General features: G+C 72.1%; 14 protein-coding genes. 7 read left to right on the top strand and 7 right to left on the bottom strand.

Annotation, left to right across the window (positions count from 1 at the left end):
* The first annotated feature begins 364 nt into the window (after nt 1-364).
* Nucleotides 365-592 (top strand): DUF6243 family protein, encoded by a 228-nt coding sequence (locus EAO71_RS13290; RefSeq protein WP_147977923.1) that lies wholly within the window; start codon nt 365-367, stop codon nt 590-592.
* A gap of 93 nt (nt 593-685) precedes the next feature.
* Here EAO71_RS13290 and EAO71_RS13285 read toward each other — a convergent pair whose 3' ends face one another.
* Nucleotides 686-2,128 carry an MFS transporter gene (locus EAO71_RS13285; RefSeq protein WP_147977922.1) on the bottom strand — a complete coding sequence of 481 codons (1,443 nt, stop codon included), beginning with the start codon at nt 2,126-2,128 and terminating at the stop codon, nt 686-688.
* A 101-nt stretch (nt 2,129-2,229) separates the two neighbouring features.
* Between EAO71_RS13285 and EAO71_RS13280 the strand changes: the two genes are divergently transcribed.
* Entirely contained in the window at nt 2,230-3,219 is a 990-nt protein-coding gene (locus EAO71_RS13280; protein WP_147977921.1) for an MmyB family transcriptional regulator, read from the top strand.
* On the opposite strand, the gene EAO71_RS13275 is transcribed toward EAO71_RS13280, so the two are convergent.
* Nucleotides 3,189-4,616 (bottom strand): MFS transporter, encoded by a 1,428-nt coding sequence (locus EAO71_RS13275; RefSeq protein WP_147977920.1) that lies wholly within the window; start codon nt 4,614-4,616, stop codon nt 3,189-3,191. The two genes, EAO71_RS13280 and EAO71_RS13275, sit on opposite strands and share 31 nt — an antisense overlap.
* A gap of 52 nt (nt 4,617-4,668) precedes the next feature.
* Between EAO71_RS13275 and dusB the strand changes: the two genes are divergently transcribed.
* From dusB to EAO71_RS13260, 3 genes are all read left to right on the top strand, one after another.
* The gene (gene dusB, locus EAO71_RS13270; RefSeq protein ID WP_147977919.1) at nt 4,669-5,805 is read left to right on the top strand and encodes a tRNA dihydrouridine synthase DusB; all 1,137 of its coding nucleotides are present in this window, start codon (nt 4,669-4,671) and stop codon (nt 5,803-5,805) included.
* A 394-nt stretch (nt 5,806-6,199) separates the two neighbouring features.
* A complete protein-coding gene (gene ppdK, locus EAO71_RS13265) occupies nt 6,200-8,911 on the top strand; it encodes a pyruvate, phosphate dikinase (protein WP_147977918.1) in 2,712 nt (903 codons plus the stop codon).
* A gap of 542 nt (nt 8,912-9,453) precedes the next feature.
* Nucleotides 9,454-10,479, top strand: coding sequence for an ArsR/SmtB family transcription factor (locus tag EAO71_RS13260; protein ID WP_147977917.1), 1,026 nt, complete (start codon nt 9,454-9,456; stop codon nt 10,477-10,479).
* Here the strand turns inward: EAO71_RS13260 and EAO71_RS13255 are convergent.
* Nucleotides 10,449-11,609: an alkaline phosphatase PhoX gene (locus tag EAO71_RS13255; protein WP_147977916.1), complete on the bottom strand. Its 1,161-nt coding sequence runs from the start codon at nt 11,607-11,609 to the stop codon at nt 10,449-10,451. The genes EAO71_RS13260 and EAO71_RS13255 overlap by 31 nt on opposite strands.
* Nucleotides 11,610-11,816: 207 nt before the next feature.
* On the opposite strand from EAO71_RS13255, the gene EAO71_RS13250 reads away from it, so the two are divergent.
* Entirely contained in the window at nt 11,817-12,878 is a 1,062-nt protein-coding gene (locus EAO71_RS13250) for a hypothetical protein (RefSeq protein WP_147977915.1), read from the top strand.
* A 158-nt stretch (nt 12,879-13,036) separates the two neighbouring features.
* Entirely contained in the window at nt 13,037-13,447 is a 411-nt protein-coding gene (locus EAO71_RS13245) for a VOC family protein (RefSeq protein WP_147977914.1), read from the top strand.
* A gap of 13 nt (nt 13,448-13,460) precedes the next feature.
* Here the strand turns inward: EAO71_RS13245 and EAO71_RS13240 are convergent, their stop codons facing one another.
* From EAO71_RS13240 to EAO71_RS13225, 4 genes are all read right to left on the bottom strand, one after another.
* Entirely contained in the window at nt 13,461-14,399 is a 939-nt protein-coding gene (locus EAO71_RS13240; protein WP_261992119.1) for an oxidoreductase, read from the bottom strand.
* 163 nt (nt 14,400-14,562) lie between these two features.
* Complete coding sequence (gene nirD, locus EAO71_RS13235; protein WP_147977913.1) at nt 14,563-14,895, bottom strand: nitrite reductase small subunit NirD; 333 nt, start codon at nt 14,893-14,895, stop codon at nt 14,563-14,565.
* Nucleotides 14,892-17,426 (bottom strand): nitrite reductase large subunit NirB, encoded by a 2,535-nt coding sequence (gene nirB, locus EAO71_RS13230; RefSeq protein WP_147977912.1) that lies wholly within the window; start codon nt 17,424-17,426, stop codon nt 14,892-14,894. The genes nirD and nirB overlap by 4 nt, the downstream gene beginning before the upstream one ends.
* A gap of 1 nt (nt 17,427) precedes the next feature.
* Nucleotides 17,428-18,666 carry an NAD(P)/FAD-dependent oxidoreductase gene (locus EAO71_RS13225; RefSeq protein ID WP_147977911.1) on the bottom strand — a complete coding sequence of 413 codons (1,239 nt, stop codon included), beginning with the start codon at nt 18,664-18,666 and terminating at the stop codon, nt 17,428-17,430.
* Nucleotides 18,667-18,957 lie beyond the last annotated feature (291 nt).

The raw sequence follows: 18,957 nt of genomic DNA, 5'->3' as shown, positions 1-18,957 counted from the left end.
GTGACACCTGACGACTATGGCATGACGTCTGACAGATTTCAATCTTTGTCATTCCTTCGAGGGGTGCCGGCGAGGCCGAGGGGGGCGCCGAACGTGCCGACGCCCCGGGGGCCTCCCGCCCCGCGGAAGCCGGGCACCCGCCCCGCAGCGCCCCGCGGCGCCCCGCCAGGCCACCTCGCGGCCCCGCGCCGCACCGGCGAAAAGCGGATGACCGGCCCCGCCCGGCGCTGTAGCGTCACGGCCATGTCTTCCCTGTCCGCCAAGGCCCTGTTCTTCCAGATCTACGAGTGAGAGCGCCGCGGGTCCGSACCCGCGCAGCGCCTGATGACTGACTCACCGCACCTCTCACTGATGGGAATCCCGCATGGCCAAGGGCCGCAACAACCTCCTCGGCGTCGGCGGACAGCGCAAGAAGCTGTCCCGTGCCGACCAGGCAGGCGCCGTCGAGAGCCGCGACGCCGACCGTCGCGCCGCCGTCGACCAGAAGCAGGAACTGCTCCGGAAGATGCGCGAGCGCGCGCAGGGCACCACGAGCACCACGGACGCCGGGAGCACCCCGGCTGCCGGGACCACCACAGACAACGAGCAGTAGGTCCGCTCGGAAGAAGAGGCAGGGGCCCGGGTCACCACGTGACCCGGGCCCCTGTTCCCTTTCCCGGGCCGGACGGCGCCCGCCCGCCGGGTCTCAGCCCACGCGGCGCGGCAGCCGGAGGCTCAGCACGACCGTCACCGCCACCGCGGCGAGCTGCACCAGCAGCGTCACCACCAGCGCGTCGCGCACGCCGGCCGACGCCGCCAGCGACAGGAACAGCGACCCCAGGGTCGCCACCCCGAGGGCCAGCGCCGACTGCTGGGTGGTCACCATGACCCCGCTGCCCACCCCCGCGCGCTCCGCCGGAACCTCGGACAGGACGACCCGGAAGAGCACCGGCAGCTGCAGTCCCTGGCCGAAGCCCGCGACCGCCATGCCCGGCAGCAGACTCCAGGCCGACAGGTCCGGCCAGGAGCGCCAGACCGTCAGGGCCAGCAGCGCGACGCCGAGCGCCTGCAGCAGCCCGCCCGCCGTCACGATCCGGCTGCCCCAGCGCCGTACCAGCCGGGGCCCCGCCAGTGAGGCGCCGAAGAAGGCCACCGCCATCGGCACGAGCGCCAGGCCCGAGACGACCGCGCCCATGCCCAGGCCCTGCTGGAGCGCCACCGCGATGACGAACATGAAGCCGCCGAAGCCGATCGAGAACGGCAGCACCAGGGCCAGGCCGCGGCGCAGGGAGACCAGGGCGAGCAGACTCGGCGGCACCAGGGGCGTGCGCCCCCGGCGGTCCGCACGCAGCTCGACCCGCCAGAAGGCCGCCGCCGCGAAGGGGAAGACGGCCAGCGAGACCCAGGTCCACAGGGGCCAGCCAGAGGCCCGGCCCTCCGTCAGCGGAGCGAGCAGCGAGAACAGCGTGAGCGTCAGCAGCAGGGTGCCGGGGACGTCCACCGGTGCCGGCCGGTCCGAGCGGGTCTCCGGCACGGTGCGCACCGCGAGGAGCAGTCCCACCAGCGCCACCGGCACGTTGACCAGGAAGATCGCCCGCCAGCCGGTGCCGGCGACGTCGGCGGCGACCAGCACGCCGCCCAGGATCTGGCCGGCCACCATCGCGAGGCCGGCCGTCGCCCCGTACAGGCTGAGCGCCTTGGCGCGCCGCGCCCCCGTCGTCGAGGCGTGAATGGTCGCGAGGACCTGGGGCAGCATCAGTGCCGCTGCGGCACCCTGTGCCACGCGCGCCCCGACGAGCGTCCAGGCGTCCGGCGCGAGCCCGCAGGCCAGCGACGTCAGACCGAAGGCGGTCATGCCCGCGAGGAAGAGCCGGCGGCGGCCGAAGAGGTCGCCGAGCCGCCCGCCGAGGACGAGCAGCACGGCGTAGGCGAGCCCGTACCCGGCGACGACGAGTTCCAGCAGGGCCGGACCCGCCGCCAGATCGTGGTCGATCGTGGGCAGGGCGACGTTGACGATGAAGAAGTCGATCAACGGCAGCGCGGCACCCAGCAGCACGGTGAACAGGCCGGACGAACCGAGGACGGGTGAAGCGATGTCGACGACGCCGCCCGTGGTCCGGGCGGCGGGGGAGAAGACTCTCGTAGCCATGCCCTCGACGATGCGCCACTCCTCAGAGTGGTACCAGAGTCTCCTTATCCTGGTACCAGCTCCACCTGGCAATGGGCTGAGCATCCCGGCACCCTGGAGGCATGACCACCATGGCCGCTCCCGGCATCCACGCCACGCACGGCACCGAGACGGACGTGCGACGGCACGAACTGGCCGACTTCCTGCGCAGCCGCCGCGAGCGGATCACCCCCGAGCAGGTCGGCCTGCCCCGGGGCCGCCGGCGCCGTACCCCCGGCCTGCGCCGGGAGGAGGTCGCCCAGCTCTCGGCGGTCGGGGTCACCTGGTACACCTGGCTGGAGCAGGCGCGGCACATCCAGGTCTCCCCGCAGGTCCTGGACGCCCTCGCCCGCGCGCTGCTCCTCGACGCGACCGAGCGCTCCCATCTCTTCTCCCTCGCGGGCGCCGTCGACCCCGCCCCCGGCGGGCCCTGCCCGACCGTCACCCCGGCGCTGCGGCAGATGGTCGACCAGCTGGAGCCGCTGCCCGCCTGCATCCAGAACAGCCGGTACGACATCCTCGCCTACAACCGCACCTACGGGCGGCTGCTCTGCGACCTGGACGCCCTGCCACGCGAGGACCGCAACTGCATCTGGCTCTGCTTCACGGACGAGGACTGGGCGGCGGCCGTGTCGGAGCTGCCGGACGTCAAGCAGATGATGGCCGCGAAGTTCCGCGCCTCGATGGCCGAGCATCTGGCCGAGCCCGCCTGGAAGGCGTTGCTGCAGCGGCTCCGGTCGGCCTCGCCGGAGTTCCGGGAGATCTGGGAGCGCCACGAGGTGGCCGGGACGGCCGGCCGGGTCAAGCACATCCGCAACTCCCGGGTCGGGATGCTCCGGCTGGAGCACACCAACCTCTGGCTGGGCCCGGCGTCCGGCCCGCGCCTGGTGACCTACGTGCCGATGGACGAGGAGTCCCGCGCGGGCCTGGAGCGCCTCCGGGACCTGGCGCTCCGCGAGGAGTCCGAGACCCGGGGCGCCGGGGGTGCGGCGGCCGGCCCGGCGACGGCGGACGGCGGGCCCGGGCGCCGCGCGCGGTCGGGTCAGGAGGGGACGGCGCTCGCGGCCGTGTGAGCCCCGTCCGGTTCCAGCCGGGCCGCCGTGCGCTCCGCCGTGCGGCGCGCCCACGCGCCGCTGGTCAGTGCCCCTGCCAGCAGCACGCACGCCCCGCAGCCGGTGATGATCCAGTATCCGGCCCGGCTCGCCTCCACGAAGCCCTGTGTGTCCGCGGTGTGGCCGACGCCGGCGGCCAGGACCGCCCCGACCACGGCGACGCCGAGCGTCTGGCCGACCTGGCGACTGGTGGAGGCCACGGCCGACGCCACTCCCGCCTGGGCGCGGGGCATGCCGGAGACGGCGGTGTTCGTGATCGGCGCGTTCACCATGCCGAAGCCGATGCCGAAGACCACGTACCCGGTGAAGAGCAGCGGGTCGCTCGTCTCGGCGGCGAAGGCCGCGAAGGGCAGGGAACCGGCCGCCATCGCCGCGCCCGCGACGAGCAGGGAGGGGCGGGGGCCGCGCGCGCCGACGAGCCGTCCGGACAGCGGGGCGAAGACGAAGGTCATCGCGGCCATCGGAAGCATGTACAGGCCCGCGTCCAGGGCGGACAGCCCGCGCACGTTCTGGAGGTAGAGCGTGTTCAGGAAGAGGAAGCCGCCGAGGGCGGCGAAGGCGCAGACGGCGATGACGGTGGCGCCGCTGAACGGAGCGCTCCGGAAGAACCGCAGCTCGATCAGGGGCTCGTCGCGCCTCGGCTCGTACAGCAGGACTCCGGCGAGCGCGGCGAGCGCGATCCCGGCGAAGACCGGGCTGCTCTCGATGATCGCGTAGGTGAGCGAGCCGAGGAGGCCGGCGACGAGCAGCTGGCCGACCGGGTCGGGACGCCGCGGCCGGGGTGCCCGGGACTCCGGGACGTGCCGGAGGGTCAGCAGCAGCGCGAGGAGCCCGACCGGCAGGTTCACCCAGAACACGGCCCGCCAGCCCACCGAGTCCACCAGCAGCCCGCCGACGACCGGCCCCGCCGCCATGGACACGCCGACGACTCCGCCCCACACGCCGATGGCGCGGGCGCGGGCCGCGGGCTCGGTGAACGTGTTGGTGATGATCGACATGGCGACCGGGTTGAGCATCGATCCGCCGACCGCCTGGATCATCCGGAAGGCCACCAGGGCCTCCAGGCTGGGCGCGAGCGAGCAGAGCAGCGAGCCGAGCACGAAGAGGACCAGGCCCGTGACGAAGACCTTGCGGCGGCCGATCCGGTCGGCCGTGGAGCCGGCGAACATCAGCAGCGAGGCCAGCACCAGGGTGTAGGCGTCGATGGTCCACTGGAGGCCGGACACGGAGGCGTGCAGGTCGTGCTGCATGGCGGGCAGGGCGACGTTCAGTGCCGTGTTGTCGAGGCTGACGATCAGCAGGCTCATGCAGCAGACCGCGAGGACGATCCGCCGGCCTCCGGGTGTGAGCTCGGGCATAGGCGGATAGTACGGCTGACTCATGACCTGCGCCGTACGGGACAATGGGGGGATGACCGCGTTCTCCCCCCTCGCCATCGGGCCGCACATCGTCCAGCCGCCCGTGGTGCTCGCGCCGATGGCCGGCATCACCAACGCTCCCTTCCGTACCCTCTGCCGCGAGTACAGCGGCGGCAAGGGCCTGTTCGTGAGCGAGATGATCACGACCCGGGCGCTGGTCGAGCGCAACGAGAAGACGATGCAGCTGATCCGCTTCGACGACAGCGAGAAGCCGCGTTCGATCCAGCTCTACGGCGTCGACCCCGTGACGGTCGGCAAGGCGGTGCGGATGATCGTGGACGAGGACCTGGCCGACCACATCGACCTGAACTTCGGCTGCCCGGTCCCCAAGGTGACCCGCAAGGGCGGCGGCTCGGCCCTCCCGTACAAGCGGCCCCTGCTGCGGGCGATCCTGCACGAGGCCGTGACGAACGCGGGCGACCTGCCGGTGACGATGAAGATGCGCAAGGGCATCGACGACGACCACATCACCTTCCTCGACGCGGGACGGATCGCGGTCGAGGAGGGCGTGACCGCGATCGCCCTGCACGGGCGGACGGCGGCGCAGCACTACGGCGGCACGGCGGACTGGGACGCCATCGCCCGGCTGAAGGAGCACGTCCCGGAGATCCCGGTGCTCGGAAACGGCGACATCTGGTCGGCGGACGACGCGCTGCGGATGATGCGCGAGACCGGCTGCGACGGCGTGGTCGTCGGGCGCGGCTGCCTGGGGCGGCCGTGGCTCTTCGGCGACCTCGTCGCCGGCTTCGAGGGCACCGGCGGGTACGCCCAGCCGGGGCTGCGCGCGGTCGCGGAGGCGATGGTGCGGCACGCCCGGCTGCTGGGGGAGTGGCTCGGCGACGAGTCGCGCGGTGTCATCGACTTCCGCAAGCACGTGGCCTGGTACCTGAAGGGGTTCTCGGTCGGTTCGGAGATGCGCAAGAAGCTGGCGATCACCTCGTCCCTGGACGAACTGAGCGCTCAGTTGAGCGAGCTCGACCTGGACCAGCCGTGGCCGCTGGGGGCGGACGGGCCGCGGGGCCGTACGTCGGGCAACAACCGGGTCGTGCTGCCGGACGGCTGGCTCAAGGACCCGTACGACTGCGCGGGAGTGAGCGAGGACGCTGAGCTGGACACGTCGGGTGGCTGAGGGAGCTCGGGACGTGACGTGATCACGTCCAGATCGTGGGAATCAAGCCATTTCCACGGCGTGATCCTCACCACCCTTGATCAGGGTGGTGCTCAGATGAGCAGATTGCGAGGCGTTGCACTTTTGGAGGGGTGGCACTGGGTGCCACCCTTTCTGCGTTCAAGAGTTGAACGCAGATGGTCTGTACGTCGCTCACATGAGCGTCTAAGCCCTACTTTCGGTCAAGTGGGGTTCGGAGCCTGAAAGCGGAAGCTACCCGTCGGTTACTTTCGATCTGCTGGCGGACGGGTGGTTAAGTCCGGGTGACCGGTAGGCGTACCTCCCCAGAAGCCTTCGATCTGGGTATGTTCCTCGCCGTCAGGGCAGCCACCGAGTGCTCGAGGAGTCGAGACCCGTGTCGGAAAACAAAGATCAGAAGTTCGTGTACGACTTCACCGAGGGCAACAGGGACCTGAAGGACCTGCTCGGTGGCAAGGGCGCCAACCTGGCCGAGATGACCAACCTCGGCCTGCCGGTGCCTCCGGGCTTCACGATCACCACCGAGGCGTGCAAGGTCTACCTCGAGAGCGGCTCCGAGCCGGTCGAGCTCCGCGCCGAGGTCAGCGCGCACCTCGACGCCCTCGAGCAGAAGATGGGCAAGAAGCTCGGCCAGGCCGACGACCCGCTGCTCGTCTCGGTGCGCTCCGGCGCCAAGTTCTCCATGCCCGGCATGATGGACACCGTCCTCAACATCGGCCTCTCCGACGAGTCGGTGACCGGCCTCGCCACCCAGGCCGGCGACGAGCGCTTCGCCTGGGACTCGTACCGCCGCCTCATCCAGATGTTCGGCAAGACCGTTCTCGACGTCGACGGCGAGCTCTTCGAGGAAGCCCTCGACGAGGCCAAGGCCGTCAAGAAGGTCACCGTCGACACCGACCTCGACGCCGGCGACCTGAAGAAGCTCGTCAAGCACTTCAAGAAGATCGTCAAGGCCCAGGCCGGACGCGACTTCCCGCAGGACCCGCGCGAGCAGATGGACCTCGCCATCGAGGCCGTCTTCAACTCCTGGAACACCGACCGCGCGAAGCTGTACCGCCGCCAGGAGCGCATCCCGCACGACCTCGGCACCGCCGTCAACGTCTGCTCCATGGTCTTCGGCAACCTCGGCCCGGACTCCGGCACCGGCGTCGCGTTCACCCGCGACCCCGCCTCCGGCCACCAGGGCGTCTACGGCGACTACCTCCAGAACGCGCAGGGCGAGGACGTCGTCGCGGGTATCCGCAACACCGTGCCGCTCGCCGAGCTGGAGTCGATCGACAAGAAGTCGTACGACCAGCTGATGCAGATCATGGAGACGCTGGAGACCCACTACAAGGATCTCTGCGACATCGAGTTCACGATCGAGCGCGGCCAGCTGTGGATGCTGCAGACCCGGGTCGGCAAGCGCACCGCCGGTGCCGCCTTCCGGATCGCCACCCAGCTCGTGGACCAGGGCCTGATCGACGAGGCCGAGGCGCTCCAGCGCGTCAACGGCGCCCAGCTCGCCCAGCTGATGTTCCCGCGCTTCGACGACGCGGCGAAGACCGAGCTGCTCGGCCGCGGCATCGCCGCCTCCCCGGGCGCGGCCGTCGGCAAGGCCGTCTTCGACTCCTACACGGCGGTCAAGTGGTCGCGCTCCGGCGAGAAGGTCATCCTGATCCGCCGCGAGACCAACCCGGACGACCTGGACGGCATGATCGCCGCCGAGGGCATCCTGACCTCGCGCGGCGGCAAGACCTCGCACGCCGCCGTCGTCGCCCGCGGCATGGGCAAGACCTGTGTCTGCGGCGCCGAGGAGCTGGAGGTCGACACCAAGCGCCGCCGGATGACGACCGCCTCGGGCCACGTCATCGAGGAGGGCGACGTCGTCTCCATCGACGGCTCCACGGGCAAGGTGTACCTCGGTGAGGTCCCGGTCGTGCCGTCCCCGGTCGTCGAGTACTTCGAGGGCCGGATGCACGCCGGCGCCGACGACGCCGACGAGCTGGTCGCCGCCGTGCACCGGATCATGGCCTACGCGGACCGCGTACGCCGCCTGCGCGTACGGGCCAACGCCGACAACGCCGAGGACGCGCTGCGTGCCCGCCGCTTCGGCGCCCAGGGCATCGGCCTGTGCCGCACCGAGCACATGTTCCTCGGCGAGCGCCGCGAGATGGTCGAGAAGCTGATCCTCGCCGACACCGACGAGGAGCGCGCGGAGGCCCTGGAGGCCCTTCTGCCGCGCCAGAAGCAGGACTTCGTCGAACTCTTCGAGGCCATGGACGGGCTGCCCGTCACGGTCCGCCTGCTGGACCCGCCGCTGCACGAGTTCCTGCCCGACATCACCGAGCTGTCGGTGCGCGTCGCCCTCGCCGAGGCCCGCAAGGACCCGAACGAGAACGACCTGCGTCTGCTCCAGGCCGTGCACCGGCTGCACGAGCAGAACCCGATGCTGGGTCTGCGCGGTGTCCGCCTCGGCCTGGTCATCCCCGGCCTGTTCACCATGCAGGTCCGGGCGATCGCCGAGGCCGCGGCCCAGCGGATCGACGCCAAGGGCGACCCGCGCGCCGAGATCATGATCCCGCTCGTCGGCACCGTCCAGGAGCTGGAGATCGTCCGCGAGGAGGCCGAGCAGGTCATCGCCGAGGTCCAGGCGCAGACCGGGGTGGAGCTGAAGCTCGCGCTCGGCACCATGATCGAGCTGCCCCGCGCGGCCGTGACCGCCGGTCAGATCGCCGAGGCCGCCGAGTTCTTCTCCTTCGGCACGAACGACCTCACCCAGACCGTGTGGGGCTTCTCCCGGGACGACGTGGAGGCCTCCTTCTTCACCGCGTACCTGGAGAAGGGCATCTTCGGGGTCTCTCCCTTCGAGACCATCGACAAGGACGGCGTCGGCGCGCTGGTGCGCAGCGCCGTCGAGGCCGGCCGCGCCACCCGCCCCGACATCAAGCTCGGCGTCTGCGGCGAGCACGGCGGCGACCCGGAGTCGGTGCACTTCTTCCACGAGGTCGGCCTCGACTACGTCTCCTGCTCGCCGTTCCGGATCCCGGTGGCGCGCCTGGAGGCCGGCCGCGCCGCGGCCGAGTCGAGCGGCAGCGACAGCCGCTGACCGCAGGTTCAGTAGCGCGAAAAGGCCACCGGAGCCGCCGCTCGTCCCCGACCCTCACCGATGGGCGGCGGCTCCGGGTCGCAAGAGAGACGGGGCGGACACCTTGTGCGGAGGTGTCCGCCCCGTCGTCTTTCGTCCCGTGGCACCGTGCGGGGTCGTGATCACCCGGACGTCGACCGCGTGTAAGTTCGTGTTCAATATCGGCGGTTTTAATTATTCGCTGTTGAACCTTTTCGCGATTCGACCCGCAAAGAACGAGGCGGGCGCGGCCACCGGATCCCCACCCGGTGGCCGCGCCCATTACCCTTGCCGGGCAAGTGAGCCGCAACCCTCGCCGACCGCCGCCGGACGCCCGAAGCCCCCCACGGTCTTCGTCACGTCACCTCGGTCCTGAAGGTTTCCTGCCCGACACGCACAGCTTTTCGGTTTGCCCCCGGTCTCCGCGATGCTTTTCAAGTGTGGCTGAAACACCCTGGTAACGTCCTGTGATGGTGTGCATACTCCTTGCAGGGGGTGGTTGCGAGTGCACAGGTGGGGGTTCGATGCTGCGGATTCATTTCACAGGAAACGACTTGGCCGGGGTCCGGATGGCGGGCCGGCCGGACGTTCTGTGGGAAACGATTCTCAGTTTTCACCGTTTAAGGGACCGTCGCGGCCCCGTCGTCTACGGAGAATGGCGCTCGGAAACGCGGACCCGGCTGAACGGTGAGACCCGGCTGCTTGCCGCGCTGGTTCCCAGCCGCGGATATTTTCCCGACTTCCTGACGCCCGCGGAGGGGGTGGGCGGGCTCGACGAGGGCCTCCAGGCCGTCCGTGCCACGTCCCCGGAACGGCTCCGCGCGGAACTGGCCCTGCTGGGGGCGGCACGGCCCGGCGGCCGGACCGTGCCCCACTCGCTGCGCGAGCTCGCCGAGGGAGGTGCTGAATCGTTTAGTCGCCTCATCGGCGCCCTGCGCAGCTACCACCGGGCCGCCGTGGAGCCGTACCTGCCCCACATCCGGGCGCGGGTCGAGGCGGACCGGGCCATGCGCGGCCGGGCCCTGCTCGACGGCGGAGCCGAGGAACTCCTCGCCTCGCTGCCGAGGATGCTCCGCTGGCGCGCCCCGGTCCTGGAGGCCGACTACCCGGTGGACCGGGACCTCCATCTCGACGGGCGGGGGCTGCTGCTCCAGCCCTCGTACTTCTGCCGCGGCACACCCGTCGTGCTCCGCGACCCCGCGCTGCCGCCGGTCCTGGTCTATCCGATCACCCACTGCGAGGCGCCGACCGTCCGCGAACCGGGCGGGTCCTCGCTGGCGAAGCTGGTCGGCACCACGCGGTCCGCCGTCCTGCACGCCATCGGCGACGGCGGCACCACCAGCGAACTGGCGCGCAGGGCGGGCGTCTCGCTCGCGTCGGCCAGCCAGCACGCCGGTGTGCTGCGCGAGGCCGGGCTGGTCGCGACCCTGCGGCACGGCAACGCGGTCCTGCACACGCTGACGCCCCTCGGCGCCGCCCTGCTGGGCGGCGCGCAAGGGGCGCCGGGAACCTCGCCGTGCTACGCCCGGAACGGGCCCGTCACCTCGTAGGTGATGCCGCCCGAGGAACTGCCGCTCGTGCCGCGCTGGCTGGAGAAGTACAGCCGCCGGCCGTCGGGGGAGAAGGCCGGTCCGGTGATCTCGGAACCGGACTGGCCGCTGATCCGGAGGAACGGCGCGACGACGTCGTCCGGGGTGATGACGCAGATCTCCATGTTGCCGCCGTCCTCGGCGACGAACAGGTCGCCCGAGGAGGTGCCCGTGACGTTGTCCACCCCGGTCAGCGGCGCGCCGCCGCCGCTGACCAGCGAGTCGTCGTAGGCCAGTTGGTAGGTGCCCGCGGCCAGGTCGACCTGCCAGACCCGGTTGTCGCCCTTGGTGGTGAACCAGACGGTGTCGTCGGCGTAGTAGCAGCCCTCGCCGCCGTTGAAGCGCTTGGCGCCGGAGACCTGGTCGCGGGTCGCGGTCGGCGAGCCGTCCGGGTCCGGGACGTTCTGCCAGGTGAAGGTGCCGGAGGTGGCGGTGCCGGCCTTGAAGACCTGGAGGGTGCCGGCGGAGAGGTTGCCCCAGGTGGTGGGCAGGAAGCGGTAGAAGCAGCCGTTCGTCTCGTCCTCGGTCAGGTAGATCGCCCGGCGGACGGGGTCGGCGGCCGCGGCCTCGTGCTTGAACCGCCCCAGCGCCTCGCGGCGGACGGCGGCGTTCACCCCGAACGGGTCGGTCTCGTAGACGTAGCCGAGGCTGACCTCCTCGCAGGACAGCCAGGTGTTCCACGGGGTCTTGCCGCCCGCGCAGTTCTGCCGGGTGTTGGACAGGATGCGGTACGCGCCGGTGACGGTGCCCGCGGAGTCGAACCGCACCGCGCTCGCGCCGCCGCTCGGGTTGATCTCCGAGTTGGAGACGTAGATCCAGCCCGTGCCGTTGGCGAAGCAGGCACCGCCGTCGGGGGCGTTGTGCCAGGTGTACGAGGTGCCGGAGACCGTCTGGCCGGAGCGGGCGATCACCCGGCTGCTGAAACCGCTGGGCAGCAGGATGCCGTTGGCGTCCGCGGCGCCGAGTGCTCCGTAGGGGCCCGTGCCGGGCTGGGCGGGTGCGGCCGAGGCCGCGCTCTGCCACAGGGCGCCGCCGAAGGCGGCCGCCGACGTGCCGATGACCGCTCCGCGCAGGAAACTGCGTCGCTCCACGTCTCACTCCAGAGGGGTGGTGACCGCCCCGCCGCACCGGTCGGCGGCGGGGTCGCGCGCTTCCGGAACCTAGGAGTACCGAGTTGACTGTGCAGCAACAACCGGTGAAGGGGAAGCGTCGGCTCGCGGTCGGTGCACGGGTGCCCGGGGCGGCTCGGGTACGGGTGGGGCGCGGGCGCTGTCGGAGGCGCTCGCTACCGTCGGGACATGTCGATCTCCGTACACCTGCACGACACGGTCCCGCTGCCGGGCGGCGAGGCCCTGATCCACGGTCACGCCTTCGAGGGGCGCCCCGGCGGGCCGCGCCGCGCCCTTCTGCCGCACGGGCCCGACCTGGAGGTGTACGACCTCGACGGGCTCCTGGCCGGGGAGCCGGCACCGGCCGCCGTCTTCCCCGTGCCCTGGCCGGGCTGGGACCGCGGGGTCCCTTCGGTGAGCCCGGACGGCACCTTCGCGGTCTTCTCGGGCCAGCGCGCGGTACGGGCCGTCGCCGCGAGCGGCACGACCCTGTGGGAGTACCGGCACGGCTGCTGGGGGCGGGAGCTGGGCCATCCGCACACGGGGGACGAGCAGCAGGTCTGCCCCGGCCTGGTGCACGGGTCCTGCCGGGTCTCCGACGACGGGCGCCTCGTCTGGGCGCACGTCGTCGAGGAGGACGGACCGGACTGGTGTGAGCTCTGGGTCGTCCTGGACGCCCGGGACGGCCGCGAACTCGCGCGGGTGCCACTGGAGGACAGCGCCGCGGCCGGGTCGCACCACGTCGCCCACCCCGACGGGGTGCACATGGGCCTGAGCGTCGGCATGGGCCAGGACGGGATCCTGCTGTACTGGGCGCGCCTGGACGGCGCGGAACCGGTCGTGTGGGACCTGAACGAGAACCTGGACCGGATCCTCATGGACGTCCACCCGGACCACGAGGGCTATCTGACCATGGAGCACTACGGGGCCGACGTCCGGCTCCACGCCCTGGACGGAACGGTCCTCGCCGAACGGGAGGAGGTGGACGAGCATCCCTGGGACTGGGCGTGCGGCTTCGTCGACGCGCGGACGGTCCTCGTCTCCACCGGTGCCGAGTACGGCGAGGACGAGCAGGACACCCGGCACTGGCTCCTGGACGCCCGCACCCTGGAGATCCTCGGGGCCGTCGCCTACCCGCCGGGCACCCGCCACGGCCTCGCCCGGCCGCTCGGCGACGGCAGCTGGCTCACCCACGACGAGGAGAGCGGGACCCTCAGCCGCTGGACCCGCCGGACTCAGGACGCGTCCTGACGCCGTCGGGCCGCCCCTGCCCGCCGGGCGCCGAGCTGCGCACCCCGGCCCGGTCCGGAAAGATTTCCCGGGTACGGCGATGAGTTTCGGCCCGGCCCGCCGTCTTACCTCCTGAAAGCACCGACACCCCGCACGGACCAGAGAGAAGAGAGAGCGCCATGCCCCAGATGATCTTCGTGAACCTGCCCGTGAAGGACCTCGAAGCCTCGAAGAGCTTCTGGAGCAAGCTCGGCTACTCCTTCAACCCGCAGTTCAGCGACGACACGACCGCGTGCCTGGTCATCAGCGACACCATCTTCGCGATGCTGCTGACCGAGCCCCGGTTCAAGGAGTTCACCGCGCCGGGCAAGGAGATCGCCGACGCGACCAAGAGCTCCGAGGTCCTGATCGCCCTGAGCGCCGAGAGCCGGGACAAGGTCGACGAGCTCGCCGACGCCGCCCTCGCCGCCGGTGGCTCGCCCGCGAAGGACCCCATCGACTACGGCACGATGTACGGCCGCTCCTTCTCGGACGTGGACGGACACCACTGGGAGGTCATGTGGATGGACCCGGCCGTCGTCCAGGGCTGAGTGGACGAGCGCGTCAGCGCGCCGTCCCGTACGTCACACCGGTGAGCTGCTCGGAGGCGGCCCAGAGCCGCTCACCGGCGACGTCGTCCAGCGTCCGCCTCGCGCGCCACGAGGGCGCGGGCGCACCCCGCCACATCAGGAACGAAGGTCCCGTGAACGAGTCCGGACGCACGCCGTCGGCCGTCGCCGCGTAGAGCGTCGGCAGCGCGCCCGCCTCGGCGGGCTGGGCGAGGGTCCGGTTGCCGAGCGCCGCGATCCGCTCGGCCGTACGACGGCCCTCCATCCGCACCCCCGCCGTCAGCAGACCGGTCGACGCGTACCCGGGATGGGCCGCGGCCGCGACGACGTCCGAGCCGGTCTCCTCGAGCCGCCGCGCCAACTCGTGGACGAAGAGCAGGTTGGCCGTCTTGGAGCGGGCGTAGGCGATCCAGCGCCGGTACCCGCGCTCGCTGTTGAGGTCGCCCATGTCGAGGTCGGACAGCGCGTGGAATCCGCTGGAGACGGTGACGACCCGGGCGGCGGGCGCCGCGGACAGGCGGGGCAGCAGCAGGCCGGTGAGCGCGAAGTGCCCCAGGTGGTTGATGCCGAACTGGGTCTCGAAGCCGTCGGCCGTCCGGCCGTACGGCAGGGCCATCACGCCCGCGTTGTTGACGAGCAGGTCGAGCCGCTCGTCCGGCAGCGCGTCCGCGAACGCGCGTACGGACGCCAGGTCCGCCAGGTCCAGCGGCCGGAACTCCACGCGGGCGTCCGGTACCTCGTGCCGTATCCGGTCGGCGGCCTCGGTCGCCCGCGCCTCGCTGCGGCAGGCGAGCACCACCCGGGCGCCCCGGCGGGCGAGTTCGCGGGCGGTGACCAGCCCGATGCCGCTGTTCGCTCCGGTGACCACGGCCGTACGGCCCCGCTGGTCCGGGATGTTGCGGATGCCCCAGGCACCGTCGATGGTCGCGGCCACGCGGACTCCCTTGTTCTTACTCCGGAGTAGGAAAGTCCGCACAGCCTACGGTGCCACGCCCCCGGGCGTCGGGCCGCGCCCCCCCGTCGGGCCGCGCCCCCGTCGACCGCCGGCGGGAGCGCGAAGGCCGGCCCGGGCGCCCGGGCCGGCCCCGTGTGCCCGGTCAGACCGAGCGGACCGGGTACACCGCCACCGCCACCTCGTCGTCGTCCAGGCAGCGGCCCGTCTCCAGGTCGAAGCGCTGCTTCAGCAGCGGCGAGGCGACGAACGGCCGTCCGCCCGCCGAGCCGAGCAGCCCGCGGGAGAGCACCTGCGCCCCCGTGAACGGGTCCCGGTTGTCGATCGCGTACGCGCGCCCCGACCGGTCCCTGAAGAGCGCGGCCTGCCGGCCGTCGGGCAGCAGCGCCGCCACGCCCCGGCCCGGGGTGAGCCGGGTCTCGTCGCAGACGGCCGTCCACGCGTCGGCCTCGGTGTCGTGGGAGAGTTCGAGCTTCATCGGGCGGAGGCTCCTTCCAGGCGGTTTCCGATGGTCAGGATGGTCAGGTCCGGCTTGATCTGGTCGCGCTCCGGCACGAACCGCACCGACGGGTCCGGGGCGTCCGGCGCGTTCACGAAGGACACGAAGCGGCGGAGCCGGTCCGGGTCGTCCAGGGTCTGCGCCCACTCGTCCTGGTAGTCCGCGACGTGCGCCGCCATCAGCGCCTCCAGCTCGTCGCACAGTCCCAGCGAGTCGTGCACGACCACGTCCCTGAGGTGGTCGAGGCCGCCGTCCAGGCGCTCCAGCCAGGTCGAGGTGCGCTCCAGACGGTCGGCGGTGCGGATGTAGAACATCAGGAACCGGTCGATCAGGCGCACCAGTTCGGCGTCCGACAGGTCCTGTGCCAGCAGGTCCGCGTGGCGCGGGGTCGCGCCGCCGTTGCCGCCGACGTAGAGGTTCCAGCCGCTCGCGGTCGCGATGACGCCGAAGTCCTTCGACTGGGCCTCGGCGCACTCGCGGGCGCAGCCGGACACCGCCGACTTGAGCTTGTGCGGGGAGCGCAGGCCGCGGTAGCGCAGCTCCAGCTGGATCGCCATCTTCACCGAGTCCTGGACGCCGTAGCGGCACCAGGTCTGGCCGACGCAGGACTTCACCGTGCGCAGCGACTTCCCGTACGCGTGGCCCGACTCGAAGCCGGCGTCGACCAGCCGGGTCCAGATCGCGGGCAGCTGGTCCACCCGGGCGCCGAACATGTCGATCCGCTGGCCGCCGGTGATCTTCGTGTAGAGCCCGAAGTCCCGCGCCACCTCGCCGATCACGATCAGCCGGTCCGGGGTGATCTCGCCGCCGGGGATGCGGGGCACCACCGAGTACGAACCGTTGCGCTGCAGGTTCGCCAGGAAGTGGTCGTTGGTGTCCTGGAGCGAGGCCTGCTCGCCGTCCAGGATGTAGCCGTTGTTGAGCGAGGCCAGGATCGAGCCCACGGTCGGCTTGCAGACCTCGCAGCCGTCCCCGCCGCGGGCCTCGGGCCGGCCGTGGGAGTCGAGCAGCGCGGCGAAGGAGGTCAGCCGCAGGGTGCGGGTGATCTCGTACAGCTCGCTGCGGGTGTACGAGAAGCAGCCGCACAGCCCCTGGTCGGCGGCGGCCGGCAGCAGCTGCTGGATGACCTTCACGCAGCTGCCGCAGCCGGTGCCGGCCTTGGTGCACTTCTTGACCTCGGGCAGGGTCGTGCACTCGGTGATGGCGTGCTTGGTCACGTTGTGGCAGGAGCAGATGACCGCGTCGTCCGGCAGCGCCGAGGGACCGAGCGTCACCGGCGCGCCCGCGCCCGCGGGCAGCACCAGCTGCTCGGGGGAGACCGGCGGCACGGTGCCGGTGAGCGGCCGCAGCATGCCGTAGGAGTCGGCGTCGCCGACCAGCACGCCGCCGAGCAGGACACCGTCGGCGTCGACGACGAGCTTCTTGTAGACGCCGGATCGGGAGTCCGAGTAGACGACGTCGAGGCAGCCCTCGGCGGTGCCGTGCGCGTCGCCGAAGGAGGCCACGTCCACGCCGAGCAGCTTCAGCTTGGTGGACATGTCCGCGCCCGTGAAGGAGTGCTCCTCGGCCGAGGCGATCGTCGCCGCCGCGGTCTGCGCCATCTCGTAACCGGGCGCCACCAGGCCGTAGACCCGGCCGTCCGAGGCCAGCGCGCACTCGCCGATCGCGAACACGGCCGGGTCCGAGGTGCGGCACTGCTCGTCCACCGCGATGCCGCCGCGCTCGCCCACGTCGAGGCCGCAGTCGCGGGCCAGCTGGTCGCGGGGCCGGACACCGGCCGAGAACACCACCATGTCCGTGGCCACTTCGGAGCCGTCCGACAGGCGCATCCCGGTGACCGCGCCGTCCTCGGTCACGACCTCCTGGGTGCCGGTGCCGGTGTGGACGCTCAGGCCCATCTGCTCGATGGTGCGCAGCAGCGCGGCGCCGCCGCCCTCGTCGACCTGCACCGGCATCAGCCGGGGCGCGAACTCCACGATGTGGGTGTCGAGTCCGAGGCCCTTGAGCGCCCCCGCGGCCTCCAGGCCGAGCAGGCCGCCGCCCACCACGGCCCCGGTGGTCGCGGTCTTCGCGTAGTCCTCGATCGCGAGCAGGTCCTCGATGGTCCGGTAGACGAAGCAGCCGCGGGCGTCCTTGCCGGGGACCGGGGGAACGAAGGGGTACGAGCCGGTGGCCAGGACGAGCGTGTCGTACGCGAAGACCTGACCGGACCGGGCCGTGACCGTACGGGCGGCGCGGTCGACGGACTCCGCCGGGTCGCCGACGTACAGCTCGATGCCGTGCCTCGCCATGAAGCCGTCCTCGACCATCGACAGCTCGTCGGGCGTGCGGCCGCTGAAGTAGGAGGTCAGCTGGACCCGGTCGTACGCGGGGCGGGGCTCCTCGCAGAGCACCACGACACGGGCGCGCTCGGTGACACCGCGCTCGGCCAGTGCCTCGAGGAACCGCTGGCCGACCATTCCGTGGCCGACCAGGACGACAGTGGGGGTGTGCGCGGGCGTGGTCGACATCTCAGGAGCCTCCGTCATGGGTGAGCAGGTGAAGCAGGGGAGCGTGCGGGAGGGCCTCGTCGCCCTCCCACGCCCGGGCGAGCGCCCCGACCGCGGCGAGATCGCCCAGCAGGACACCGCCGACGAGCCGGTCGCCGCGGACGACGACCTTGCGGTAGGCGCGGCGGGTGGCGTCGGTCAGCTGCACGACGTCGTCGCCCGGCTGTGCGTCGGCCTCGCCGAAGGCGGCGAGATCGAGGGAGACGGGCCCGCCGAGGGTGAGCCGGGTCAGCGCCCGGGTGCCGGTGTAGGCCGGGACGGCGGGCCGCGGCGGGTCCGCGTCGCCGGCGCCCCGCGAGGTCCGGGCCGGGTCCCTGCCCGCCAGGACCGACGCCAGGGCGTCCGCCTGCTCCAGGGCCGGGCCGGCCAGGCCGTAGACCCGGCCGTCGTGTTCGGCGCAGTCGCCGATCGCGTGGATGTACGGGTCGGAGGTCCGCAGCTCGTCGTCGACGACGACGCCGGTGCGGACGTCGAGGCCTGCGTCCCGGGCGAGGCCGACACGTGGCCGGACCCCGCAGGCGAGGATCACGACCTGGGCGTCCAGGACGAAGCCGTCGGCGAGCTCGACGGCCGTGACCGCCCCGTCGTGCTGGTGCAGTCCGCTGACCCGGCACTCGGTGTGCACCTCCACGCCGAGTGATTCCACGTGGCCGCGCAGCAACCCCGAGGCCCGCGCGTCGAGCTGGCGCTCCATCAGGCGTTCGCCCTGCTGCGTCAGCACGACCTCGGCGCCCAGCGCGGCCAGCGCGCGGGCCGCGGAGACCCCGAGGAGGCCGCCGCCGATGACGACCGCGCGGACCCCGGGCCGTACGGCCTCCCGCAGCGCCAGGCAGTCGTCGAGGGTACGGAACGGATGGACACCCGTGGGAAGTCGGCCGCCGCGCAGACCGCGCAGCGGCGGCAGCACCGGGTTGGAGCCGGTGGCCAGGACCAGCCGGTCGTACCCGACCTCCGTCCCGTCCGCGCACCGGACGGTGCGGGCCGCGCGGTCGATCCGCACCGCCCGCACCCCGCGGCGCACCGGTTCCAGCGGGGCGGGCAGCGCGATGACCTCGGGCTCGTACCGCCCGGCGAGGACGTCCGCGAGCAGCACCCTGTTGTACGGTGCGTGCGGCTCCTCGCCGAGGACGGTCACCGGCAGGTGCTGGGCGAGCCGGGCGCCCGCCGTTCCGCCCCCGACCACCACGATCCGTGTACTCATGTTCCGAAGGGTGCGGGGCCGGTGTTACCCGTCGGCATCCCGTCTGTTTCCCGTACGGAACGCTGATCTCAGCCCCGGGGGGAGCGCGCTGTGAGGGGCGCGCCCCTCACGGACGCCTCGGGCGCCGGTGTGAGGCTTAACCGCCGGTCAGGACCTCCTCAAGGGCGCCTTAAGGATCGCGGGGGAGCGGCTGACCTGGGGGTTCTCGTATACCGGCGGACCTAGGGTCGGGATGTGACGACCGAGGTACGCACCCCTCTCCACGACGGCGCCCACCGCTTGGCCGTCCCC

It is taken from the genome of Streptomyces sp. MS191 (assembly GCF_008042125.1).
In the GTDB taxonomy this organism is placed as follows: Bacteria; Actinomycetota; Actinomycetes; order Streptomycetales; family Streptomycetaceae; genus Streptomyces.
Note: the sequence above shows the minus strand (reverse complement) of the source record. Positions and strands in the feature narration are given on the sequence as shown.